General features: G+C 52.4%; 22 protein-coding genes, 1 tRNA gene and 1 pseudogene. 4 read left to right on the top strand and 20 right to left on the bottom strand.

The window, feature by feature from the left end; translation table 11 throughout:
- Window positions 1-22: 22 nt before the first annotated feature.
- Window positions 23-2,158, bottom strand: a complete 2,136-nt coding sequence (locus Q5705_19605; GenBank protein WLI76746.1) for an ornithine decarboxylase — start codon at window positions 2,156-2,158, stop codon at window positions 23-25.
- A gap of 399 nt (window positions 2,159-2,557) precedes the next feature.
- Here Q5705_19605 and Q5705_19610 point away from each other — a divergent pair, with 399 nt between their 5' ends.
- Together Q5705_19610 and Q5705_19615 are read left to right on the top strand one after the other, a co-directional pair.
- Entirely contained in the window at window positions 2,558-3,277 is a 720-nt protein-coding gene (locus tag Q5705_19610; GenBank protein WLI76747.1) for a DUF554 domain-containing protein, read from the top strand.
- 105 nt (window positions 3,278-3,382) lie between these two features.
- Window positions 3,383-3,458 (top strand) — tRNA-Phe (locus tag Q5705_19615).
- Between the two features lie 363 nt (window positions 3,459-3,821).
- Here Q5705_19615 and Q5705_19620 read toward each other — a convergent pair.
- Window positions 3,822-4,673 carry a tyrosine-type recombinase/integrase gene (locus Q5705_19620; GenBank protein ID WLI76748.1) on the bottom strand — a complete coding sequence of 284 codons (852 nt, stop codon included), beginning with the start codon at window positions 4,671-4,673 and terminating at the stop codon, window positions 3,822-3,824.
- Window positions 4,674-4,733: 60 nt separating this feature from the next.
- Here Q5705_19620 and Q5705_19625 point away from each other — a divergent pair.
- Window positions 4,734-5,350 (top strand): annotated as a pseudogene (locus Q5705_19625) (transposase).
- 153 nt (window positions 5,351-5,503) lie between these two features.
- Here Q5705_19625 and Q5705_19630 read toward each other — a convergent pair.
- The 18 genes from Q5705_19630 to msrP form a co-directional block, all read right to left on the bottom strand.
- Entirely contained in the window at window positions 5,504-6,262 is a 759-nt protein-coding gene (locus tag Q5705_19630; protein ID WLI76749.1) for an amino acid ABC transporter ATP-binding protein, read from the bottom strand.
- Between the two features lie 8 nt (window positions 6,263-6,270).
- Window positions 6,271-7,374 carry an amino acid ABC transporter permease gene (locus Q5705_19635; protein WLI76750.1) on the bottom strand — a complete coding sequence of 368 codons (1,104 nt, stop codon included), beginning with the start codon at window positions 7,372-7,374 and terminating at the stop codon, window positions 6,271-6,273.
- Window positions 7,375-7,383: 9 nt separating this feature from the next.
- The gene (locus Q5705_19640) at window positions 7,384-8,565 is read right to left on the bottom strand and encodes an amino acid ABC transporter permease (protein ID WLI76751.1); all 1,182 of its coding nucleotides are present in this window, start codon (window positions 8,563-8,565) and stop codon (window positions 7,384-7,386) included.
- A gap of 76 nt (window positions 8,566-8,641) precedes the next feature.
- Entirely contained in the window at window positions 8,642-9,667 is a 1,026-nt protein-coding gene (locus Q5705_19645; GenBank protein WLI76752.1) for an amino acid ABC transporter substrate-binding protein, read from the bottom strand.
- A 480-nt stretch (window positions 9,668-10,147) separates the two neighbouring features.
- Window positions 10,148-10,369 carry a hypothetical protein gene (locus Q5705_19650; GenBank protein ID WLI76753.1) on the bottom strand — a complete coding sequence of 74 codons (222 nt, stop codon included), beginning with the start codon at window positions 10,367-10,369 and terminating at the stop codon, window positions 10,148-10,150.
- A 340-nt stretch (window positions 10,370-10,709) separates the two neighbouring features.
- Window positions 10,710-12,797 (bottom strand): bifunctional diguanylate cyclase/phosphodiesterase, encoded by a 2,088-nt coding sequence (locus tag Q5705_19655; protein WLI76754.1) that lies wholly within the window; start codon window positions 12,795-12,797, stop codon window positions 10,710-10,712.
- 165 nt (window positions 12,798-12,962) lie between these two features.
- On the bottom strand, window positions 12,963-13,124 hold the full coding sequence (locus Q5705_19660; protein ID WLI76755.1) for a DUF2556 family protein: 162 nt from the start codon (window positions 13,122-13,124) through the stop codon (window positions 12,963-12,965).
- A gap of 163 nt (window positions 13,125-13,287) precedes the next feature.
- Window positions 13,288-13,584 carry a DNA-binding transcriptional regulator Fis gene (gene fis, locus Q5705_19665; GenBank protein ID WLI76756.1) on the bottom strand — a complete coding sequence of 99 codons (297 nt, stop codon included), beginning with the start codon at window positions 13,582-13,584 and terminating at the stop codon, window positions 13,288-13,290.
- 25 nt (window positions 13,585-13,609) lie between these two features.
- Complete coding sequence (dusB, locus tag Q5705_19670) at window positions 13,610-14,575, bottom strand: tRNA dihydrouridine synthase DusB (protein WLI76757.1); 966 nt, start codon at window positions 14,573-14,575, stop codon at window positions 13,610-13,612.
- A 310-nt stretch (window positions 14,576-14,885) separates the two neighbouring features.
- Window positions 14,886-15,623 (bottom strand): carbonic anhydrase family protein, encoded by a 738-nt coding sequence (locus tag Q5705_19675; GenBank protein WLI76758.1) that lies wholly within the window; start codon window positions 15,621-15,623, stop codon window positions 14,886-14,888.
- A gap of 143 nt (window positions 15,624-15,766) precedes the next feature.
- Complete coding sequence (gene prmA, locus Q5705_19680; protein WLI76759.1) at window positions 15,767-16,648, bottom strand: 50S ribosomal protein L11 methyltransferase; 882 nt, start codon at window positions 16,646-16,648, stop codon at window positions 15,767-15,769.
- 11 nt (window positions 16,649-16,659) lie between these two features.
- A complete protein-coding gene (gene panF, locus Q5705_19685; GenBank protein WLI76760.1) occupies window positions 16,660-18,111 on the bottom strand; it encodes a sodium/pantothenate symporter in 1,452 nt (483 codons plus the stop codon).
- Complete coding sequence (locus tag Q5705_19690; protein WLI76761.1) at window positions 18,101-18,343, bottom strand: YhdT family protein; 243 nt, start codon at window positions 18,341-18,343, stop codon at window positions 18,101-18,103. Before Q5705_19690 ends, panF begins: the two co-directional genes overlap by 11 nt.
- A 108-nt stretch (window positions 18,344-18,451) precedes the next feature.
- Complete coding sequence (gene accC, locus Q5705_19695) at window positions 18,452-19,801, bottom strand: acetyl-CoA carboxylase biotin carboxylase subunit (protein ID WLI76762.1); 1,350 nt, start codon at window positions 19,799-19,801, stop codon at window positions 18,452-18,454.
- Window positions 19,802-19,811: 10 nt separating this feature from the next.
- Window positions 19,812-20,279 carry an acetyl-CoA carboxylase biotin carboxyl carrier protein gene (gene accB, locus Q5705_19700; GenBank protein WLI76763.1) on the bottom strand — a complete coding sequence of 156 codons (468 nt, stop codon included), beginning with the start codon at window positions 20,277-20,279 and terminating at the stop codon, window positions 19,812-19,814.
- A gap of 21 nt (window positions 20,280-20,300) precedes the next feature.
- Complete coding sequence (gene aroQ, locus Q5705_19705) at window positions 20,301-20,753, bottom strand: type II 3-dehydroquinate dehydratase (protein ID WLI76764.1); 453 nt, start codon at window positions 20,751-20,753, stop codon at window positions 20,301-20,303.
- A gap of 234 nt (window positions 20,754-20,987) precedes the next feature.
- The gene (msrQ, locus tag Q5705_19710; protein ID WLI76765.1) at window positions 20,988-21,587 is read right to left on the bottom strand and encodes a protein-methionine-sulfoxide reductase heme-binding subunit MsrQ; all 600 of its coding nucleotides are present in this window, start codon (window positions 21,585-21,587) and stop codon (window positions 20,988-20,990) included.
- Window positions 21,588-22,583 carry a protein-methionine-sulfoxide reductase catalytic subunit MsrP gene (msrP, locus tag Q5705_19715; GenBank protein ID WLI79069.1) on the bottom strand — a complete coding sequence of 332 codons (996 nt, stop codon included), beginning with the start codon at window positions 22,581-22,583 and terminating at the stop codon, window positions 21,588-21,590.
- Window positions 22,584-22,880: 297 nt separating this feature from the next.
- Between msrP and csrD the strand changes: the two genes are divergently transcribed.
- Window positions 22,881-24,824: an RNase E specificity factor CsrD gene (gene csrD / locus Q5705_19720; protein ID WLI76766.1), complete on the top strand. Its 1,944-nt coding sequence runs from the start codon at window positions 22,881-22,883 to the stop codon at window positions 24,822-24,824.
- Window positions 24,825-25,052 lie beyond the last annotated feature (228 nt).

The raw sequence follows: 25,052 nt of genomic DNA on the forward strand, positions 1-25,052 counted from the left end.
TGATTCCCCCCGGGGCAGTGCGCTACTTCAGCACGTAACCATACAGGCGCTTAATGCCATCGGCGTCGGTTTCAGAATAGACGCCCTGCAACTCGGGTGAAAAGCCTGGCAGCATATTGACGCCCTCTTCCAGCGCAAGGAAGTAGCGTTGCACCGCCCCGCCCCACACTTCACCGGGCACGACGCACAGCACGCCCGGCGGATATGGCAGCGCGCCTTCCGCCGCGATACGCCCTTCGGCTTCGCTGATGCGCACCAGTTCCACATTGCCGCGAATAAATTCGCTGTTGGCATCCTGCGGGTTCATGACGACCGCCGGCAGGCTCGCTTTGCGGAACATCGCTTTTTGCAGATCTTTCACATCAAAGCTGACGTAGAGATCGTGCATCTCCTGGCACAACTCGCGCAGGGTGTAATCGCGGTAGCGCACCGGGTATTTGTTAAAGATGGTTGGCAGCACGTCGGCGAGCGGCGTGTCATCTTCAATATGCTGTTCAAACTGAGCGATCATCGCCACCAGTTGCGCCATCTTCGAAGCGCTTTCGGCAGGAGTCAGCAGGAACAGGATCGAGTTGAGATCGCACTTCTCCGGCACAATGCCGTTTTCACGCAGGAAGTGCGCCAGGATGGTCGCCGGAATGCCGAACTCTGTGTACTCACCGGTTTCAGCATCAATACCCGGGGTGGTGAGCAGCAATTTGCAGGGATCGACAAAATATTGCTCGCGCGCATAACCGTCAAAACCGTGCCATTTGTCGCCGGGTTCGAAGCTGAAGAAGCGGCGCTCGCGGGCGATGATGTCGGTCGGATGATCCTGCCACGGGCGACCGGCAATTTCCGGTGGCACAAAGGGTTTAATCATCTTGCAGTTGGCAATGATCGCTTTGCGCGCCTCAATACCCAGCTCAACGCACTCGGCCCACAGGCGGCGACCGCTCTCCCCCTGGTGGATTTTGGCGTTGATATCCAGCGCGGCAAACAGCGGGTAGAACGGGCTGGTCGAGGCGTGCAGCATAAAGGCATTGTTCAGGCGCTTGTGCGGGCAAAACCGCGCCTGCCCGCGCAGGTGGTTATCCTTTTTATGGATCTGCGAGGTTTGCGAGAAACCCGCCTGCTGTTTATGCACCGATTGGGTGACAAAAATGCCCGGATCGTTCTCGTTCAAATCCAGCAGCAGCGGCGAACAGTCGGCCATCATCGGAATAAACTGCTCATAACCGACCCAAGCCGAGTCAAACAGGATGTAATCGCACAAGCTGCCGATCTTGTCGATCACCTGGCGCGCGTTGTAGACAGTGCCATCGTAAGTGCCGAGTTGGATCACCGCCAGGCGGAACGGGCGCGGCTGGGCGGCTTTTTCCGGTGCCACTTCGCGGATCAATTCGCGCAGGTAGCTTTCGTCAAAACAGTGATCGTCAATGCCGCCGATAAAGCCAAACGGGTTACGCGCTGCTTCCAGATAAACCGGCGTCGCCCCGGCCTGGATCAGCGCGCCGTGGTGGTTGGATTTGTGGTTGTTACGATCGAACAACACCAGATCGCCGCGCGTCAGCAGCGCGTTGGTCACTACTTTGTTGGCGGCAGACGTCCCGTTGAGCACGAAGTACGTTTTATCGGCGTTAAACACTTTCGCGGCAAATTTTTGCGCGTGCTTGGCGGAGCCTTCATGGATAAGCAAGTCGCCCAGTTTCACGTCGGCGTTGCACATGTCGGCACGAAAAACGTTCTCACCGAAAAACTCATAGAACTGGCGTCCCGCCGGATGCTTTTTGAAAAACTCACCGTGCTGATGGCCAGGGCAGGCAAACGTGCTGTTTTTCATTTCAACATATTGGCGCAGCGTGTCGAAAAATGGCGGCAACAGGTTCTCTTCATAGTCGCAGGCAGCGGTTTCCAGCTCCAGCCACTCTTGATCTTTCCCGCTCATCACCGCCATTACACCCTCTGGCGCGGTAACGGGCTCGCTGGAGAATAAAAAGACCGGCACATTAAAACCAGTGCGTTTGAGCAGCGCGAGAATACCGCTGCGGCTCTCTGCCAGTGTGATGACGACTGCCGCCACATCCGTAAAATCGGTACTGTCCAGCGTCACCACTTCACGGTGTGTGGAAAGCAGGGATACCAGCTCACGGCTGACGGCAATTTTCAGTGAGTTCATAAGCACAAATACCCGTTTCAGGGGAGTAAAAAGCCCCAGGCGAAGCCGCGGCCTCGCCCAACAAAGGTGTCTGACTGGAATCAGCTCCGACCGCCAGACATCAGTAAAAGCAGAAAACCGCTGATCTTACTGTTGTCCTACAGTGAGCGTGCGTTACCCTCACCGCATGGTGAGTGAAGTCGGGGATAAAATGACACGGGTGCCCCTTTGCACATGGGCATGAAGCGCGCAGTAAACGGCTGAATTATGCAACATCAGGCGGCCCCGTCAGGTGGATGAAAATTCGCGCAATCATGTCATCTTTCACCTGGAGGCGCAACCTGAGCGGTATTGAGCGCGCATAAAAATGCTATGGTATGCGCCTTGTTATTCATTAATAAACTATTCAGGAGAATCGACGTGTTGACGGGTCCCTTTATTAATGCCGCTGCCGTTCTTATCGGCGGGACGATCGGTGCGCTGCTAAGCCACCGTCTGCCGGAGCGCGTGCGCTCATCAATGCCGTCGATTTTTGGCCTCGCCTCGTTAGGGATTGGTATTTTGCTGGTAGTGAAATGTGTCAACCTGCCGGTAATGGTGCTGGCAACGCTGGTTGGTACGTTAATAGGCGAGCTCTGTTATGTGGAGCGCGGCATCAGCAATGGGGTTAACGCTTTGCGTAATCTGGTGCAAAAGCGCAAATCAGATGAGGCAGCGACCAGCGCGCATGAATCGTTTATCCAGAGCCTGGTAGCGATCATCATTTTGTTTTGCGCCAGCGGCACCGGGATTTTTGGCGCCATGCGCGAAGGGATGACCGGCGATCCCAGCATTCTGATTGCTAAAGCGTTTCTCGATTTCTTCACGGCGGTGATTTTTGCAACCTCGCTCGGGTTTGCCGTGGCGGTGATCTCGGTGCCGATGCTGATTGTTCAGCTTACGCTCGCCACCTGCGCGACGCTTATCCTGCCGTTGACCACGCCCGCCATGATGGGCGATTTCACCGCCGTTGGCGGGGTTTTGCTGCTGGCTACGGGGTTGCGCATTTGCGGAATCAAGATGTTTGCGGTGGCGAATATGCTGCCCGCGCTGGTGCTGGCCATGCCGATTTCCGCCCTGTGGACGGCGCTTTTTGCCTGAGCACACGTGCAACATACGTAAAGTGGTGATAGATTGTGCAGTCTGCGGTGAAATGAAGAAATTTCGTTGACGCAACGCAGTGAATCAGGTTTAATGCGCCCCGTTGCCCGGATAGCTCAGTCGGTAGAGCAGGGGATTGAAAATCCCCGTGTCCTTGGTTCGATTCCGAGTCCGGGCACCACTTCTTCAGAGCCTGTTCGTTAAGGGTTGAGATCCTTAACGGGCAAGACAGTAGTCCCCAGACGGCATGATGATGGTATCAGTGTTACCGCACTTCAGAGCCTGTTCGTTAAGGGTTGAGATCCTTAACGGGCAAGACAGTAGTCCCCAGACGGCATGATGATGGTATCAGTGTTACCGCATCAGTTGAACACGGGACTTAAATCCAGAGGATGTTGCTACCATCCTCTGGGTTTCTCACGTCCACAATTTACTTCGCGAACGTATTTACCCTCAGATCTTCCCTGTGTCAATCTTTTGTAAAGCAAACATCCCTTTTTTCCATTTTTAATTTCATCAACTTAGATTTAACTTAAGATTAGTCCTATGCCGCCTCCAAATCCTCCAGCATGTCCCGGACCTTATCCAGGTCACTTTCAACATACTCCAGCGTGACCGCCGGCGTTGAATGACCGAGCAGATCCTGTGCCATCTTCAGATTACGATCCGGCAAACGCATCAGGTTAGTCGCGATGGTGTGTCGGAACCTGTGCGGGCTGACTGTAAAACCGCATTCTCGTGAAAGTCGTCTGAAAAACGCGCGCAACGGCGGATAATCCATGTTGCTGCTGATTTCATTCTTCCGGCAATCAAAGCGAGATAGATTAAACAACTGTTCCTGCATCTTCGTGCCACGCTCCAAAGAAAGGTTATAGAGCCTTTCAAGTCTGGGGCGGAGGTTTTCAGTAATCGGAACCCGGTGTTCCTTATGGTTCCTGGAACCCTCTGGCCGGAGATTAATCCATCGGTGCTCAAAATTTACATCCTCCAGGCGAATGTGCAGCAGCTGGTTCTGGCGCATTCCCGTCCTCCGCAATGCATCCAGTACAGTTAGCCAGAACCATGCTGGCCGTAAGGCGCTTTTTCTTAACTCCATCATACCAATCCGTTCATCCTCTTCCCTCGTCTGCATGTGCAGATAAATTTTATTCATCTGTACATCTGTCAGTGTTTTTTTGCGTTTGACATCGGGTCGGGTGATTACGCCGTTGAAAGGATTTTCCCTCATCGTAACAAGCCCATTAACGATGGCATGATTAAATATAGCGCGCATATGAGTCACTTTATTATTCCATGTCGTTCTGCTCAGTCCATTCTCTTGGATAATTTTGCCGCGCCACGTTAAAACCAGCGTTTTATCAACCTGCTCAAGTGAAATACCTTCCTGTAGTGGCACACTGAATTTGGCCACCTGAACAGAGGTGATAGCTCATCTCAGAACATGACAGGTGTCCCAATGAAAAGAAGAAATTTCAGCGCAGAGTTTAAACGCGAATCCGCTCAACTGGTCCTTGACCAGAACTACGCCGTTGCAGCTGCGGCCAGTGCTATGGATGTTGGTCTTTCTACCATGACGCGATGGGTAAAGCAGTTGCGGGATGAACGACAGGGTAAAATGCCAAAAGCCTCCCCCATGACCCCGGAACAGATCGAAATACGCGAGCTGAAGAAAAAGCTACAACGCATTGAAATGGAAAACGAAATATTAAAAAAAGCTACCGCGCTCTTGATGTCAGACTCCCTGAACAGTTCTCGTTAATCGGGAAACTCAGAGCGCAGTATCCTGTGGTCACACTCTGCCACGTGTTCGGGGTTCATCGCAGCAGTTACAAATCCTGGAAAAACCGCCCTGAAAAGCCAGACGGCAAACGGGCTGTATTACGCAGTCAGGTTCTGGAGCTGCATAACATCAGCCATGGCTCTGCTGGCGCAAGAAGTATCGCGACCATGGCAACCCTGAGAGGCTTCAGAATGGGGCGCTGGCTTGCTGGCAGGCTCATGAAAGAGCTGGGACTGGTGAGTTGTCAGCAGCCCACCCACAGGTATAAACGTGGAGGTCATGAACACATCTCCCCATGCGAGAGTAGGGAACTGCCAGGCATCAAACAAAGCAAAAGGCCTCGTCGAAAGACGGGGCCTTTTGTCTTTCTGGTGCTTCGAAAATACCTGGTCAGCAAATAAAAAGGCCATCCTTTTGGGATGGCCTGTATCGTTTCACGGTATTGATTAATGAATAACTTGCGACAGAAATGCGCGAGTGCGTTCTGATTTCGGGTTCGCAAAGAACTCATCCGGTGCAGCCTGCTCAACAATTTCACCGCGATCCATAAAGATCACCCGATCCGCAACGGTGCGGGCAAACCCCATCTCATGCGTAACGCACAGCATCGTCATACCTGACTGAGCCAGCCCAATCATGGTATCCAGCACCTCTTTGACCATCTCCGGATCCAGAGCAGAAGTCGGTTCATCGAACAACATTATCTTCGGTTTCATACACAGCGAGCGCGCAATCGCCACCCTCTGTTGCTGCCCACCGGAGATCTGTCCCGGAAACTTATGTGCATGCTCGGCAATGCGCACACGCTCCAGATAATGCATTGCCAACGCCTCCGCTTCCTTTTTTGGCATTTTACGCACCCAAATCGGCGCAAGCGTACAATTTTGCAGTACCGTCAAATGCGGAAATAAATTGAAGTGCTGAAAAACCATACCGACTTCCTGGCGGATCTTTTCGATATTGCGGATATCTTCGTTCAGTTCGATACCATCAACCACAATACGACCCTGCTGATGCTCTTCCAGATGATTGATGCAGCGAATCGTGGTGGATTTCCCCGAGCCAGACGGGCCGCAAAGCACAATGCGTTCGCCCTGTTTCACATTAAGATTAATGTCTTTTAAAACATGAAACTGCCCGTACCATTTATTCACGTTCTCAAGCGTAATCATCGCGTCGCCAGATTGCATAGTTGTATTACTCATCATCATCCTCAGTGCGGTGCACGCCCGGTGTTAAAGCGCTTCTCCAGATGCTGGCTATAGCGCGACATGCTAAAACAGAAAACCCAGTAAACTAACGCAGCGAAGACATAACCTTCGGTAGACATCCCCAGCCAGGCAGGATCAACGGTCGCCTGCTGCACACTGCTAAATAGATCGAACAGACCAATGATGATCACTAGGCTTGTATCTTTGAACAGCGCAATAATGGTGTTCACCAGCCCCGGGATCACCAGCTTCAATGCCTGCGGCAGAATAACCAGCCCCTGCATTTTCCAGTAGCCCAGCGCCAGCGACTCAGCCGCTTCGTACTGGCCTTTCGGCAAGGCCTGCAATCCACCGCGCACCACCTCCGCCACATAGGCTGACTGGAACAAAATCACCCCAACCAGCGCACGGATCAGCTTATCAATACTGGTTCCTTCAGACATGAACAACGGCAGCATCACCGAGGACATAAACAGCACCGTTATCAGCGGCACACCGCGCCAGAACTCGATAAATATTACGGATAAGATACGAACCACCGGCATCTTTGAGCGGCGACCCAGCGCCAACACAATCCCCAACGGCAATGCACCGGCGATGCCCACAGACGCGATAATCAGCGTCAGGGTTAAACCGCCCCATTGACGCGTTTCCACCCGTTCCAGCCCGAAAAAACCGCCAAACATCAGCCACCACACCACAATTGGGTAGATGACAGCCCAGCAGGCAATATAGCGGCCACGGCGCGGCAAACCTTTCCAGAACATCGGCGCAATGGAGAGCAAGCCAACCAACAGCGCCAGGTTGATACGCCAGCGCTGGTCGTGCGGATAAAGGCCATACATAAACTGGCCAAATCGCTGATGGATAAACACCCAACAGGCACCGGCTTTCGTGCAATCAGCTCGGGTTGAGCCAACCCAGTTCGCCTGAAACAGCGCCCATTCCAACAGTGGCGGGATCAACTCCCACATTAGCCACAGGCTCAGCAGCGTCAGTAGCGAGTTTGACCAACTGGAAAACAGGTTTTTTCGCACCCACAACACCGCACCATTACTTCCTGCCGGAACCTGGCGCGTGGAGGGAGACACAATTGCTTTTGTCATTGTCGTTCCTCAGCGCTCAATCAATGCAATGCGACGGTTGTAGATATTCATCAGCAGCGAAATTGCCAGGCTAATAATCAGATAAACCGACATCGTAATGGCGATGGTTTCAATGGCCTGACCCGTCTGGTTCAGCACGGTACCGGCGAACAGCGACACCATATCCGGGTAACCAATCGCAGCGGCCAGCGAAGAGTTCTTCACAATATTCAGATACTGGCTGGTTAGCGGAGGAATAATGACGCGCAGCGCCTGCGGGATGATCACCTGGCGCAACGTCACCGGGTGCGGCAGCCCAAGCGAGCGCGCCGCCTCATGTTGACCATAAGGAACCGCTTGAATACCTGAACGGATGATCTCTGCGATAAACGCAGAGGTATAAACCGACAGCGCAAGGGTTAACGCCGCCAGTTCCGGGATCAACACCATTCCGCCCTGAAAGTTAAACCCGCGCAACTGCGGTACCTCCCAGTGCAGTGCTGCGCCAAACAACCAGTGTGCAAGCAGCGGCAGAACAATAATCAATCCCAGCGCAACGGGCCACGTGCGGCGTAGTTGCCCGGTTTTAATTTGATGCGCTTTATTAAAGCGAAACAGGCAGAGGGTAATGATCACCGCCAGCGCGATAGCGCCGACAAAGGCAAGCAACCCTTCGCCCATTTGCGGCGAGGGGATATACAAGCCGCGGTTGCTCAGAAACACAAGCTCCATTGCATTAACCGCCTGACGCGGGCCGGGCAGGTTGCGCAGTACCGCAAAATACCAGAAGAAGATCTGCAACAGCGGTGGAATATTGCGGAATGTCTCAATATAAATCGTCGACAATTTACGCAGCAGCCAGTTTTCCGACAGGCGCGCAAGCCCAAGGAAAAAGCCGAGAAAGGACGCAAACACAATGCACAGCGCAGAGACCAGCAAAGTGTTAAGCAAGCCAACAAGGAACACCCGACCATAGGTATCGCCCTGTTCGTAATCAATTAAATGCTGAACAATGCCGAAGCCCGCAGCGCGGTCGAGAAAGGCAAAACCGGACGTGATCCCGCGATTGTTCAGGTTAGTAACCGTGTTGTGAATCAAATAGATTGCGACAACAACCACGGCGACAATCGCAAGGATTTGAAACAGCCAGGCGCGAACCGCAGGGTTAGAAAGGGACAGAGAACCTTTCACGGTTGGGCGGCGATGGGACATAGAGAAAACCTCAGTAACCATGACTCTGGGCTGGGCGTCACCCAATGGTGACGCCCGTTACAGCTCGTGCTAATTCTTAACGCACTGGCGGAGCGTATTGAATACCGCCGTTATTCCAGAGGTTGTTCTGACCACGTTTGATTTTCAGCGGGCTCTCAGAACCGACGTTACGTTCGAAGACCTCTGAATAGTTGCCGACTTTCTTAACAATGTTGTAAGCCCACTTGTTATCCAGCTTCAGGTCTTTACCGAAATCACCTTCTTTACCCAGCAAGTGCGCCATATCCGGGGTCGCCGGGTTTGCCGCTTTCTCATCGACGTTCTTCGAGTTAACGCCCATTTCTTCCGCGTTCAGCATGGCAAACAGCGTCCAGCGCACAATGGCAAACCAGTCGTCGTCACCGCGACGAACTACCGGGCCCAGCGGCTCTTTAGAGATGACTTCCGGCAGTACGATCCATTCGGTCGGATTGCTCAGTTTAATACGCAACGCATAGAGTTGAGACTGGTCAGACGCCAGCGTGTCGCAACGGCCAGATTCCAGCGCTTTCGCCGATTCATCAGAGCGGTCAAAGGTCACCGGGGTATATTTCATCTTGTTGGATTTAAAGTAATCCGCCACGTTCAGCTCAGTATCGGTTCCCGCCTGAATACAAACGGTTGCGCCATCAAGCTCTTTGGCACTTTTCAGGCCCGCTTTGTTATGAGTGAGAAAGCCGATACCGTCATAATAAGTTACGCCGGTGAATGACAACCCCATGCCGCCATCGCGGGAAGATGTCCAGGTGGTATTGCGCGAGAGCATATCCACTTCGCCAGATTGCAGCGCGGTAAAGCGCTCTTTGGCCGTCAGCGGGGTGTATTTCACTTTCGTATCGTCACCAAACACGGCAGCGGCAACGCCACGGCATACGTCTACGTCAATACCGGTGAATTTGCCGCTCGCATCCGCATAAGAGAAACCTGGCAGACCATCACTGATACCGCATTGAACAAAGCCTTTCTTTTTTACGGCATCCAGCGTTGCGCCTGCATGTGCCTGGTTTGCGACAGCAAACAGTACACCGGCAGCGGCCAGGCTGGCGATCATCATTTTTTTCATAATGCATCCTGTGTGGCGAAAAATTATCGTTATATAAGAAGGCGTCGTGGGTAACGCCTGAAACCTGTCTGTGGCGATGGCCATAAGAGATAAAGCAAAGGTAATGCCAGTTTTTTACGGGGCGCGTAATTTGGGTATCGAACCCGCATAAGGGAGAGTGTAGACAGAAAAAAATAGAACCATTGCCCTGTGATGGTGCAAAAATACAATGCACTCCACAAAATGGAGCAAAAGCGGTTCATTTTTTACGTTGCATTAACAGACAAGTTTCACAGGTGAATATAAGCACTAAATAGAATGGCGCTAATCTGTGAATTAAATCACGTAAGAGAAGGCGAATATAAAGCTGGGCTGTTTAAGAGAAGAGGAATAACAGCATTGTTTTGGAAACATTGCTCGTTTTTGAGGCCAAAATTTACGACGGCGCAGGGACTTGCACCGTTATAAAGCAAAAAGCGCGGCAAACCGCGCTTTTGATGTTTATCGGGTGAGCGCCACGATACCTAGCGTCAGACCGGCAATTGCAGCCGCGCCGCCAGCAATCGCACCGGCTGTTTCCCAGTTATCCTGAGTGGTCCCTTTCATGCAGGTATTGGTATGTACCAGACGCCCCTGGTCATCATAAACCGGTACGCAAGGAGAATCGTGGGCACAACCTGCAAGGAAGGTTGCCAGCAGAGCCACGGAAATGAATTTTTTCATCATATTACCTCTAAATAATCACGATTCCCGATATCAATAATCGTGATATCTATCCAGAATCGATACAGTTATTTTATCATTCGATAAAATAGATTCTTCACAGTAATAATCTCAAAGTATGTTTATTGTAAATTTTATGAAGATAACTCGGGTCTTCACATTAAATAATGCAGAAAAAATGGAGCGCCAGCGAAAATATATCGTTATTTTACGTAACGTATTGATTAATCATGTTTACCGTTAAAGGGTAGCCATGAAATAAGGCCATAAGAATAATCTAAAACGCGGCGAGGGTAAAATAAAAGCGTCCTCAAACGCTTTTATTAAATGACTTAGCTGATCAGGAATACGTATCCGTAGGGAAGAACTTATTACCCTGGGCGGTAATCGTTTCTGCACTTACCGGTTTGCCCAATAAATAACCCTGTAAGATGTTACAACCCAGCAGCGTAAGAAAAGCCTGCTGCTCCTCTGTTTCTACCCCTTCGGCAACCACCTTCAAATTCAGCGTCCGGGCTAATGCCACAATCGCGGATACGATGGTGGCATCTTCACCCTCCTGACCGAGCTCACGCACAAACGCACGATCGATTTTTAATTCGCAGGCGGGCAGGCGCTTCAGATAAAGCAGGCTGGAATATCCCGTCCCGAAATCATCAATAGAGGCTTTCACGCCCAGATCCGTCAGTTCGGTCAACACCCGTACGCTCTCATCCGGGTTGTTCATCGCTGTCGTTTCGGTGACCTCCAGAATCAACTTTTCTGGCGGTACATCGTGCTTTATCACCGAACCCATAATCGTTTGCACCAGCGTGCTTTGCTCAAACTGCAAGGTGGAAAGATTGACGGCCATCGTCCAATCCTCATAGCCCTGCTTACGCCATTCACTCAGTTGCCGGCAGGCTTCATCCACTACCCAGTTACCGAGCGGCACAATCAGGCCGGTTTTCTCCGCCAGCGGAAGAAACACATCCGGTGAGAGCACGCCCTGATAAGGGTGATGCCAGCGCAGCAGCGCCTCAAAACCGACCACCGGCCCGCAAGGCGCTTTGAATTTGGGCTGATAGACCAGATGAAATTCCTGCTTTTCCAGCGCCATCCACAAATCATTGAGTAATTGCAACTGCGTTTGTGCCAGCGTGTTCATGGAGGGCTGGAAGAAGTGATAGCCGTTACGCCCCATATGCTTGGTGTGGTACATCGCCGCATCGGCATTGAACATCAACTCGCGTTCGTTCTTACCATCATGCGGATAGAGGGCAATACCGACGCTCAAGGTGACCACGACATCGTAAGGATCAATGTTGAACGGTCTGTCGATGACCCGAATCAGCGAGCTGGCAATGGCAGCCGCATCGTCCGGCGCGTTCACTTCCGCCAGCAGCACGAATTCATCGCCACCAATGCGCGCCAGCGTATATTGCCCTTTTAACTGCTGTGTCAGCCGGACGGTGACCGCTACCAGCAATTTATCCCCGACATCGTGACCCCAGGCATCATTTACCGTTTTGAAACCATCAAGATCCATAAACATCAGCGCAAAGAAGGACCCTTCGCGCCTGGCTTTATTGATGGCCTGCTCAAGGCGATCTTCCAGCAATACGCGGTTTGGCAGGTGCGTTAAGGTATCGTGCAGCGCCAGCCGTGCCAGTTCACGGTTTGCTGCTGCCAGTGACGTAGCCAGCAACGAGGTTCGCGCCTGCAAACGGGCGTCAAACATGGAAACCAGTAAGGTAATGCCCAACACCGAAAACGCCATCAGGCTGACCAGAATAGCCAGCCAGCTATTATTAAAACCGTGATGAATCATCGTGGCGTGCTGGTGCTGATAGGGAATTTGTGCGGCTATCATGCCAGTGTAGTGCATACCGGCAATGGCGAAGCCCATCAGATTAGCCGCGCCAAAACGCATCAGCGCTACCTGTGCAGCTTCATGGCGCAGGCGGAAGGTGAGCCACAGCGCGGAAAACGAAGCGGCTAATGCGATCACTACTGAGACCGCTACCCAGCCTTTATGCCAGACGATTGCCGGTGAAACCTGTAGCGCCGCCATACCGGTATAATGCATTGCCGCAATGCCCAGCCCCATCACCATTGAGCCTGGGAGCAGGCGGCGTAAATGCAACGCCGGGGCGCTCACCAACCACAGCGCAAACAGTGACGAGCCAATGGCGATAACCATAGAGACCAGTGTCAGTAACGGTTCATAGCGCATGTTCATCGACATATTCATGGCCAGCATGCCGATAAAGTGCATCGCCCAGATACCGATCCCCATCGCAACGCCGCCGCCGATTAACCACACCCATGAAGACGCACCGGTGCTGGTGGCAACGCGTCCGGCCATATTCAGGGCGGTATAGGAAGCCAGAATGGCGACCACAAAAGAAACAACAACAAGGATATAGTCGTATTGGCTAACCAGCATGATGTCATCAACTCATTCACTAAGGGCGTTACGTATTACTACAGTAGTGCAGGCAAAAAGGGCTGAGACATTATCACCGTATAGAGATGGCTCAAAATGATTTAAATCCCTGCATAAGCCAGGGCGATCGCAGCTTTTTCACGAAATTTCGCTACGAGCAATCACTTACAGAGAATCGCAATTCACCAGTTTGAGCGGATTGACGGAGTTCATATTGCGGCATTTGTCGATGTCAGTGGTCAGAAACTCGATCCACTGCATGAGTAATCCATCCAGCGCAAAGATCGAGAGAGCAAAAATAATCAGCCACCCATATTTGCGAATCATTCCGTCTCTCCCTTTCTTGCAGCCATTTGCAGAAAATATACACGACTCAGATACCTTGCAATGACGAGGAAAGCGGGTTTTTTGCTGTCATTTCAGGTAATAAAAAAGGCGCTTCCCCATGCTGGTTAGCGCCTTTTAATCAATACGACTTATTGATTATTAATCAATTCATGCCGTATTTTTTCAGTTTTTTACGCAGCGTACCGCGGTTGATGCCCATCATCAGCGCCGCACGGGTCTGATTCCCACGGGTGTATTGCATCACCATGTCCAACAGTGGCTGTTCTACTTCAGCCAGTACCAGCTCATACAGGTCATTCACATCCTGACCATTCAGTTGAGCAAAATAGTTCTTCAGTGCCTGTTTTACCGAGTCACGGAGCGGTTTTTGGGTTACCTGATCCTGAGAGTTAACGGTAGAAACGGTCAGTACGTCAGAATTTACGCGTTGTTCGAACATAGTTCTGTCAGCTCTTTATTTCTGTTTACGCAAAATTTTCGAAGTATGCCTCCAACGCCTCCAGCTGTTCGCTGGCATTCTCAATGGCGTTGAATGTGCGCCGAAACTGGTCATTCGGAGCGTGCTCCTGGAGATACCAGGAGACGTGTTTACGTGCAATTCGGTAACCCTTTGCCTGACCATAAAAGTCATGCAGTTCACGAACGTGCGCGCAAAGCAAGCGCTTAACCTCTGCCAGGGGCAGCGGAGCAAGCAGCTCTCCAGTGTCCAGATAATGCTGGATTTCCCGAAAGATCCAGGGTCTTCCCTGAGCTGCGCGGCCTATCATCAGGGCATCTGCCCCCGTATAGTCGAGCACAGCTCTGGCTTTTAGCGGGTCAGTAATGTCGCCATTCGCGATAACCGGAATGGAAACCTTCTGCTTAACTGCCCGAATACTGTCGTATTCAGCGTCTCCATTGAACAAACAGGCGCGGGTGCGTCCATGAATGGTCAGAGCCTGAATGCCACACTCTTCAGCCAGTTGCGCAATTTCTACGCAGTTACGGTGCTCCGGAGCCCAGCCCGTGCGAATTTTCAGCGTAACAGGGACATCCACTGCGCTAATTACCGCGGTCAGGATCGATTTCACCAACGCCGGGTATTGCAACAGGGCGGAACCTGCAAGCTTACGATTCACCTTTTTAGCCGGACAACCCATATTGATATCAATAATTTGAGCGCCACTTTCCACGTTAATACGTGCGGCTTCCGCCATCTCTTCCGGATCGCTACCTGCAATTTGCACGGTGCGAATACCGGGTTCATCAATGTGCACCATCCGCAGCCTGGATTTGTCGCTTTCCCAAACCTGCGGGTTAGACGACATCATCTCGGATACGGTTAAACCGGCTCCCATCTCGTAGCACAACGTCCGGAATGGTCTGTCAGTAATGCCAGCCATTGGCGCTGCGATCAGGCGATTTCTGAGCTGGTGGTGTCCGATGCGCATGAGTTAAGAAATGACCATACTGTGACTGCAAGGCGGCGTATATTACGCATTTTTTGCACGAGATGAAAGGCCAAACTTTGAGCAATCCTCTGTTGTAGATCAAGGAATAGCCAGTCCACAACGGTGGACTAAGCATTACATCATAATTTTCATGCAGTTATGCGGAAGATAAAATTTTCACATTGTTAATAAATTCGCGCAGGTTATCGGTTTTTACGGGATCATAAGCGGCATAACTGATGTTTTTTTGCGCCAAAAAAAGCGAGTTTTGCGAACCCGCTCTCATTTTTTATTGGAAGTTTTCAGTCTGTTATTCGACAACCAAGCGGCCATACAGCGGCTGTAACGGACGGTTATTGTCGTGATGCATGGCTGATTTAAACTGCGCAAGTTGTTGGGAGGAAATTGTCAGAGGATGTTTCATCACCAGCCAGGTGACGCCTTCTGAGCAAGGCGGCGTGGTCAGAGAGCCACTAAAGCGCCAGTAACTCTTCTCGGCGGGTAACAGCGCCGCCAAATCGATGCGATGGTTAATGGGTACAGAAGTATCCACTTTGGTGGGCAACTGCTGCCACAACGCCCCCAGCTCACGGTTAGCTGCACCGGTTTCAAACATCACGGCGATAACGGTGATGTCGCCGTCCGCCGAGGTATGTACCAGGTGCATCTCCAGCGGATAGTGCTTACCGTGGATGGTATTTTCACTGGGGGCGTGGAAGTGGAATTGCTGCAAATTGCTGGTGTTATCGTCCAGCACGAGCGTATTGATATTGTTGAGAAAACTGGCTTGTATTGTGTGGCCATTATTGAGCAATACAGTGGGGCTTTCGCGGTAATGGTTTTCAAAAGGAGTCAGATGGGCGGTGACGGTTTTATCGATATCGACAGGAGATTGGTTTTTACCTGTCTGGCAGGTTTTGAATTCGCTACTCAGTTCGCCCCAGTGTTCCGGTGATGCTTTACCTTCGTAACTCCAGTGAGCCGACCAGGCAAGCGGGGGAAGTAAGCTTGCTACGACAATGGCCGTTTTCGCTATACGTAGTTTCATTTTATTCGTCCGATGAATATTTTTTAAATCAACCCGTTACCACTAATCTTTACATGGCCGCTGATTATAATCGCCGAACAAATTAAACATCAAAAAAACCAGGGTTATATAAAAAAACGTGGCCCGCAGGCCACGTTACACGATTACTTTTTCTTGCCGGTGATACGGCACCACTCTTCTTTCTCAACCACCGGGTCAAGGGCGAACAAGTCAGCGTAGGCTTCACACACGCTATCAGCCTGGCTGGCAAGGATCCCCGAAAGGCCCAGTAAGCCGCCCGAAACGGGCAGCACGCTGATAAGCGGTGCCAGTTCACGCAACGGGCCTGCGAGGATGTTCGCCACCACAACATCGGCTTTCATCTCTGCTGGCTGGTCTTTCGGCAAATACAACTCCAGACGCTCAGAGACGCCGTTGCGCTCAGCATTATCACGGCTTGCCTGAATGGCCTGCGGATCGATATCGATCCCGATCGCTTTTGCTGCGCCGAGTTTCAGCGCCGCGATCGCCAGAATGCCGGAACCGCAGCCAAAATCGATCACCGTTTTTCCCGCCAGATCCAGACCATCCAGCCATTGCAGACACAAAGAGGTTGTCGGGTGCGTACCAGTACCAAACGCCAGACCCGGATCGAGCATCACGTTGACAGCGTTTTTGTCCGGTACATCGCGCCAGCTTGGGCAAATCCACAGCCGTTCGCCAAAGCGCATCGGGTGGAAGTTGTCCATCCACTCGCGCTCCCAGTCTTTATCTTCAAGCTGTTCGATTTTATGGGCAAAACCTTCGCCCAGCAGCGGATGGAAAGAGAGCTGGGCGACAACGTCTGCCATCTCGGTTTCGGCGTCAAACAGGCCGATAACATCGGTATCGCCCCACAGACGGGTCTCACCCGGCAATGGTTCAAAAACCGGCGTATCGTGCGTGTCCTGAAAGGTAATGGACACGGCACCTGCTTCCATCAGAGCATCGCTCAGATCTTCAGCATTTGCGCCGGTGGTGTTCAGTTTCAGTTGGATCCATGGCATGTCTTAACTCTTTATCGATTAACAGAGACAGTTGGAGCCTGCGGCGCGGGGTGACCAAAACGGTTTCCGACGACGAAGGCGAACAAACTTAACAGCAGCGAGGGCACAATCGGATGGAAGCCCAGGTACTGAATATTCAGGGTGGCGAGCACGGCATACAGCACGCCGCCAACAATCATGCCGCTCAACGCGCCCGCCGCATTGGCGCGTTCCCAGTAAAGGCCCAGCACCAGCGGCCACAGGAACACCGCTTCCAGACCGCCAAACGCCAGCAGATTCAGCCAGATTATCATTTCGGGTGGACGCCATGCCGCCAGCATCATCAACACGCCGAGGATCAACGTCGTCGCGGTCGAAATCCGCTTTAAACGCGGCTCATGACGAATTTTAGTCGGCTGTGCGCTTAACCACAGATCTTTGACAATCGTCGCCGAGGCCTGCAACAGATGGGCGTTGACGTTAGACATAATGGCCGCCATGGGCGCCGCGAGAAATAACCCGGCAGCCCACGGAGGCAGCACTTCTACCATTAGCGTCGGGATCACCTGATCCGGCACCGACAGATGCGGCAATACGGCGCGACCCAGCGCGCCCGCCAGGTGCATACCGAGCATTAATAGCGCGATGACGATGGTGCCGATAATAATGCCGCGATGCACCGATTTACTGTCTTTATAGGAGATGCAGCGTACGGCGGTATGCGGCAGACCAATCACGCCAAAGCAGACCAGTACCCAAAATGAGGTCATAAACGCGGGAGAGAGAATATCGCTTGCGCCGTGCGGGCTAACCAGCTTCGGGTCGATCTGCTGGAGCGTATCGACCGCGTGATGTAAACCGCCCGCCGCGTGGATCACGCCTGCCAGCAGCACCAGCGTACCAATCAGCATTACCATGCCCTGCATGGTGTCGTTCAGCACGCTGGCACGAAATCCACCGAATGCGGTGTATAACGCAATGGTGACGCCGAAGATAAGCAGGCCGGATTCATATTTGATGCCGGCTGCGGTCTCCAGCAAGCGCGCTCCGCCGATAAATTGCACCGCAATCGCGCCGACAAACGCCACCAGCAGGCTGATGCTGGCAAGCCAGACAACAGCGCGGCTCTGGTAGCGCGCCATCAGCATGTCGTTCAGGGTAATGGCTTTATAGCGACGGGCGAGAATGGCGAATTTTTTGCCGAGAATGCCCAGCGAAAGCCAGATAGTCGGCACCTGGATCATCGCCAGCAACACCCAGCCCAGGCCAAATTTATACGCTGCGCCCGGCCCGCCAATAAAGGAACTGGCGCTGACATAGGTTGCGGTTAGCGTCATCGCCAGCACAAACCCGCCCATCGAACGGCTACCGAGGAAATACTCGCTCAGGAACGTGCCGCTGCTGCGCTGGCGCATGGCGTAAAAGGAGAGGCCAAAGACAACAATCAGGTAAATAACCAGCACGGCGATAATTTCAGTTTGCATCGTCATCCTCCAGCGAAATATCACGGAAGATAAACCGCACCATCGCCCAGCAAAGTAAAACAAACAGCAGCGGTGTTAACAGGCAGGCCATCTCAAACCAGCGCGGTAAACCGGTGAATCCCTGCGCCGAGCCTGGCAAGTAAGCGCACACTAACCATGCGGCAAGATATAAAAGGGTCAGCCACAGCGCCCAGCGGGCTTCTTTGTGGGCCTGAACAAAACGGTTGTCCATTTTTTTCCCTTGTGGATGAAGAAAGCGGGGATTGTACCCTAAGGGAAAGATGAGAGGAGAGAAAAAGAAAAAAGGCCGGAAGATCCGGCCTTTTGCGCGCAATGCAGATTATTTTTCCTGCAAACCGAGTTTTTTCTCCAGATAGTGGATATTGGTGCCACCATGCTGGAAATTCTCGTCGCTCATAATACGCATCTGCAAATCAACGTTGGTTTTAATCCCGTCGATGATCAGCTCTTGCAGCGCATTTTTCATCCGCGCAATGGCTACGTCACGGCTTTCGCCGTAGCAGATAAGCTTGCCGATCATGGAATCGTAATACGGCGGTACGGTGTAACCGGCGTAAATATGCGATTCCCAACGCACGCCAAAGCCACCAGGCGCGTGGAAGCGCGTGATTTTGCCCGGGCTCGGCAGGAAGGTGTTCGGGTCTTCGGCGTTGATACGGCATTCAACCGCATGACCTTTAACAATCACCTCGTCCTGCTTGATGGACAGCGGTTGACCGGCTGCAATACGCAACTGTTCTTTGATCAAGTCGACACCAGTGATCATTTCCGTTACCGGATGTTCAACCTGAATACGGGTGTTCATCTCAATAAAGTAGAATTCGCCGTTTTCGAACAGGAACTCAAAGGTACCCGCGCCGCGATAACCGATATCCACACAGGCTTTCGCGCAGCGTTCGCCGATGTAGCGACGCAGTTCCGGAGTGATGCCCGGTGCCGGTGCTTCTTCGACCACTTTCTGGTGGCGGCGCTGCATGGAGCAGTCGCGCTCTGCCAGATAGATAGCATTGCCCTGACCATCGGCCAACACCTGGATCTCGACGTGGCGAGGATTTTCCAGGTACTTCTCCATATACACCATGTCGTTGTTGAAAGCGGCTTTCGCTTCCGCACGGGTCATGCTGATGGACTGTGCCAGGTCGGCGTCTTTGCGCACAACGCGCATACCACGACCGCCGCCGCCGCCAGACGCTTTGATGATGACCGGGTAACCGATGCGTTTCGCATGGGCGCGGTTCGCATCCATATCGTCGCCCAGCGGGCCGTCAGAGCCTGGTACGGTCGGAACGCCGGCTTTCTTCATGGCGGTGATCGCGGACACCTTGTCGCCCATCAGGCGGATAGTGTCAGCTTTCGGGCCGATGAAGATAAAACCGGAGCGCTCAACCTGCTCGGCAAAGTTGGCGTTCTCAGAGAGGAAGCCGTAACCCGGGTGAATCGCCACTGCGCCAGTAATTTCAGCAGCGGAAATAATCGCCGGGATGTTCAGGTAGCTTTTGACGGACGGTGCCGGGCCGATACAGACCGTTTCGTCCGCCAGTAATACGTGTTTTAAATCGCGATCTGCCGTCGAGTGCACAGCGACAGTCTTGATGCCCAGCTCTTTACAGGCACGAAGAATACGCAATGCGATCTCGCCGCGGTTGGCGATAACAATTTTATCCAGCATGTGCGCCTCGTTACTCGATGACGACCAGCGGCTCGTCAAATTCAACCGGTTGGCCACTTTCCACCAGAATGGCTTTCACCACGCCTGCTTTATCGGCTTCGATCTGGTTCATCATTTTCATGGCTTCAACGATGCAGAGGGTGTCGCCCACGTTGACTTTCTGGCCAATTTCGATAAAGGCTTTTGCGTCCGGGCTCGGGGTGCGATAGAAGGTTCCGACCATCGGGGAACGTACGATGTGACCACTGATTTCCGCTGCGGCTGCCGGTGCTTCTGCGGCTGTCGGTGCAACAGCGGTAGCCAGAGCGGGCTGTTGTTGCATCATCGGCGCGGCATAAGCCTGCTGCATAAGCGGGAAGCTGGCATTCGGCGCGCTGCGGCTAATGCGTACAGACTCTTCGCCTTCAGAAATTTCCAGTTCAGAGATGCCTGATTCTTCAACCAGCTCGATCAGTTTTTTAATCTTACGAATATCCATGAGTGGGTTCCGTACTCTTGTTTAGTGTGATTGTGACAGGCGTTTGACCGCCGTCTGTAAAGCGTATGAATAACCGTCCGCACCCAGCCCGCAAATAATGCCTGCGGCAATATCCGAAAGATAAGAGTGGTGGCGGAACGGCTCCCGCGCATGCACATTGCTCAGGTGGATCTCAATAAATGGGATACTCACCGCCAACAATGCGTCGCGGATAGCAACACTGGTGTGCGTAAACGCGGCCGGATTGATCAGGATGAAGTCAATATTGTCTTTAGCCTGATGAATACGGTCGATGATTGCGTACTCCGCGTTTGACTGAAAATGCGCCAGTTCCACATCAAGCGACGCTGCTTCAGTGCTCAAGCGGTTAACAATCTCGTCGAGCGTGAGCGTGCCATACTTCTCCGGTTCGCGCGTACCGAGCATATTAAGGTTCGGTCCGTTCAATACCAATATGTGGAACTTATCAGCCATTATGCCGCTATCTCCTGCGATTCTCCGGTAAAAAACAAAATATACCTTCGATTTGCACTTGTCACCTTTTCAAAGGTGGAAAAAATCCGATAAAAAAGCGGAAGTCGCACATTATAACGATTTCGTAGCAATTGGCAGCTAAATACTGGTCTTATCAGGGAAGATTATTAACCACGTCGCGAGATCGGGTGAAGAAAGGTGCGCTTTCTGCGGTGAACTGCACAGAATCGGCGATTAACGCCACCACTGGCGGAACTTCTTATAACGCCACGCTAACAAGGTGAAAGCCGCAACGGCGTAGATGACAGGCTGAGGCGAGAGGATTTTCACCGACCACAGGTAGTGAATCGGCGCGAGGATCGCCACCAGATAGACGAAGTTGTGTAAGTTTTGCCAGCGCTTGCCCAGTTTACGCTGCGCCCACTGCGTTGAGGTCGCCGCCAGCGCGAGCAAAATCAACCAACTGATGGCCCCCAACATTAAATAAGGCCGCGTTGTCAGCTCCTGGCCCAGCAGCATCAGATTATTAATGCCCAGCTCCAGCAAGGCGTAGCTGGTAAGGTGCAACGTTGCCCACGCAAAGCACCATAGCCCGAGCAGGCGCCGGGTGCGAATCAATAAAGGTTGTTTCGCATAACGCGCGAGCGGTGCGACCAGCAGGCTGGCAAGCAGAAACTTCAGCGCCATCCTGCCGGTAAAATGCTGAATATCTTTCGCCGGATCGGCACTGAAATAGCCCTGGTTTGCTGCCCAGAACAACCAGAGGAAGGGCAGCAGGCCTGCCAGATGAAGCGCCACTTTCAGCCAGGTAATCTGTTTTGCTGTTAAACGCACTCAAAAATTCTCCCGCAGATCCAGCCCGCGATAAAGGGATGCCACCTCATCGGCGTAACCATTAAACAGCAAGGTTGGCTGACGTTTTACATCTAATGCGCCGCCCGATCCAATAAAACGTTCGGTCGCCTGCGACCAGCGCGGGTGGTCAACATGCGGGTTCACATTGGCGTAAAAGCCATACTCATCCGGCGCGGAGAGGTTCCAGGTGGTAGGCGGCCGTTTGCTGGTCAGTTTAATACTGACAATCGATTTTATGCCTTTAAAGCCATATTTCCACGGCACCGTCAGGCGAATGGGCGCACCATTTTGCGGCGGCAAGGCTTTGCCGTAGACACCCACGGTAAGAAGGGTCAAAGGGTGCATCGCTTCATCTATACGTAGCCCTTCAACATACGGGTAAGCTAACCCGCCACCGATGAACCGATCTTTTTGCCCCGGCATCTCTTCCGGCGCATAGCGGGTTTCGAAAGCGACATATTTGGCATTGCTGGTGGGTTCTACCAGCGCCAGCAATTTATGCAGCGGAAAACCAATCCACGGCACGACCATTGACCAGGCTTCAACGCAGCGCATGCGATAAATTCGCTCTTCCAGCGGGAAACGCGACGTGAGTGCCGCATGATCAAGCGTGAGCGGTTTTGCCACTTCGCCATCTATCGTTAAGGTCCAGGGATCGGTTTTCAGGCTCCCGGCATTGGCGGCAGGATCGGCTTTATCCAGCCCGAACTCGTAAAAGTTGTTGTAGCCGGTGACCTTATCTTCCGGCGTCAGCGGGAGCGAGTTTTGCCAGTGTTCAGGCTTGCTGAAATCGAGTGGTTTTCCGGCTGGCGCTTTTGGGCGATCGTGGCCTTTAAACCAGCTCAACAAATCGGCATGAGCCGCCGATGAAAAGGTTGCCGCCGTTGCGCCAATGCCCAGCATTTTTAACACCTGGCGGCGCTGCATCATAAAAACGGATTCAGCGGTGATATCAGCTTCGGTCAGTTTTTTCATCATCACATCCTCCGGTTGAATAAAAACTAAGCATGATGCAAGCGGAACGTTAACGCGAGTAGGAGTATGTTACCAAACATTGAAAAAAGCGTGTTAAAGCCATTCTTTAGGCCTATTGATGATTGGAAAATAATTTCTGAAGACTATACTCGCTGGTGTGAAGCGATGTACCAAATTATTCCTAAAATCCGCAGGCTCTTTCGGGTCGCGCTTATGCTTAAAAGTTAGTACTTACTTTATCGACTTTACACAGGTCGATATCGTTTCGTTCTTTAATACCACGGAGTTAACACACGGATGCGATTAACGACGAAGTTTTCTGCTTTTGTGACGCTGCTAACGGGGCTGGCGATATTTGTCACCCTTATTGGCTGCTCATTGAGCTTTTATAATGCCATTCAAAACAAGATTGCCAACCGCGTCCAGGCCGTAGCTGCCGTTATTGATACCCGCTTACTTACCACGCCCATAAATCAGCTTGTACCGCAGCTTGATGAGCTAATGGTGCCGGTGGATATTACCGCCATCGCCATTAAGCAAGGCAGGCATACGATCCTCAGCCATACCCGCAACCAAACGTATCGTCCGGCGGGCAGTAACTACGCCTTTCGGCAAATGCAGATCCCGTCGCTGAAAAACCCCGGTGTCACCTTTTCTCTTACTTACCAGGATCCGATGGCGAACTACTTTCGTTCGCTGTTGACCACCGCGCCGCTGACGGTCGCGATCGGTTTTATGATTGTTATCATCTTTCTCTCAGTACGCTGGCTGCGGCGGCAGCTTTCCGGGCAGGAACTGCTGGAGATACGGGCGACACGGATCCTCAACGGTGAGCGCGGGTCGCAAGTGCGGGGAAGTATTTATGAGTGGCCATCGCGCACCAGTAGCGCACTTGATGTGCTGCTGACGGACATACAATTTGCCAGCGATCAGCGTAGCCGCATGGATACATTGATTCGCTCCTATGCGGCGCAGGACACGCGCACCGGGCTGAATAACCGCTTGTTCTTTGATAACCAGTTGGCAACGCTGCTGGAAGATCAGGAAAAGGTCGGTTCGCATGGCGTGGTGATGATGATCCGCCTGCCGGATTTCGAGTTGCTGCGTAACAGCGATGCGCAGTCGACAGCGGCGGAAGAGTACCTTTTCGCGCTCATCAACTTACTTTCCACCTTTATTATGCGTTATCCCGGCGCGTTGCTGGCACGTTACCACCGCAGCGATTTCGCCGTGCTGCTTCCACACCGCACATTAAAGGAAGCGGAGAGTATCGCCGGGCAGATCCTCAAATCTATCGACGGCCTGCCGCCGACAAAAATGCTGACTCGCGACGATATTATGCATATTGGTATCTGCGGCTGGCGCGGCGGGCAGTCCACGGAACAGGTTATGGAGCATGCGGAAGCCGCCGCGCGCAACGCCGTATTACAAGGGGCTAATGGTTGGTCGATTTATGACGATACTCTACCTGAGCAAGGGCGCGGAAATGTACGCTGGCGAACGCTTATTGAACAGATGCTGAGTCGTGGCGGGCCGCGCGTGTATCAGAAACCGGCCGTTAACCGCGACGGGCAAGTGCATCATCGGGAGTTAATGTGCCGCATTTTCGACGGCGAACAGGAGGTAATATCCGAAGAATATATGCCGATGGTATTACAGTTCGGTCTGGCTGAAGAGTATGACCGTTTGCAGGTGACGCGCGTTATCCCTTTTCTGAGTTATTGGCCGGAAGAGAACCTGGCGATGCAGGTGACCGTCGAGTCACTGATCCGCCCGCGTTTTCAGCGCTGGCTGCGTGATACCCTGATGCAATGCGAAAAATCGCAACGCAAACGGATTATTTTTGAACTTGCTGAGGCCGATGTATGTCAACACATCAGCCGGTTACAGTCGGTTGTGCGTTTAATCAACGCGTTGGGCGCGCGCGTGGCAGTTGTTCAGGCGGGTCTGACGTTGGTTAGCACAAATTGGATTAAAGCGTTGGATGTTGAATTACTCAAGCTGCATCCGGGGTTGGTCAGGAACATTGAGAAACGCACCGAAAACCAGTTGCTGGTGCAAAGCCTTGTCGAGGCGTGCAAAGGGACGCAAACGCGCGTTTTTGCGACCGGAGTACGTTCGCGTGGCGAGTGGCAGATGCTGGTGGAACGAGGTGTTGCGGGTGGACAAGGCGATTTCTTTGCCTCTTCTCAACCGCTCGATACCAATGTGAAAAAATATTCGCAAAGATATTCGGTTTGAACTGCTGTTTGAATCGTTTTCACGTAGAATAATGCGCGCTGCTGTGTTTGGGGGTGTGCGTGCCTGCCCGCCGGATTATTGCAGTGAATAAAAGCCGGTTTGACCTTTGACAGGTTGTAAACGCAACATGCTGGAACAGTTGGTTTTTTTCGCTTCCGGACGAAGTCATGTCGATTTGCAACAAAGGAAACAAACTGCACTAATTTTCACCGTAGCAGAGGCTTCTTG

The organism is Kosakonia sp. H02 (assembly GCA_030704225.1).
In the GTDB taxonomy this organism is placed as follows: domain Bacteria; phylum Pseudomonadota; class Gammaproteobacteria; order Enterobacterales; family Enterobacteriaceae; genus Kosakonia.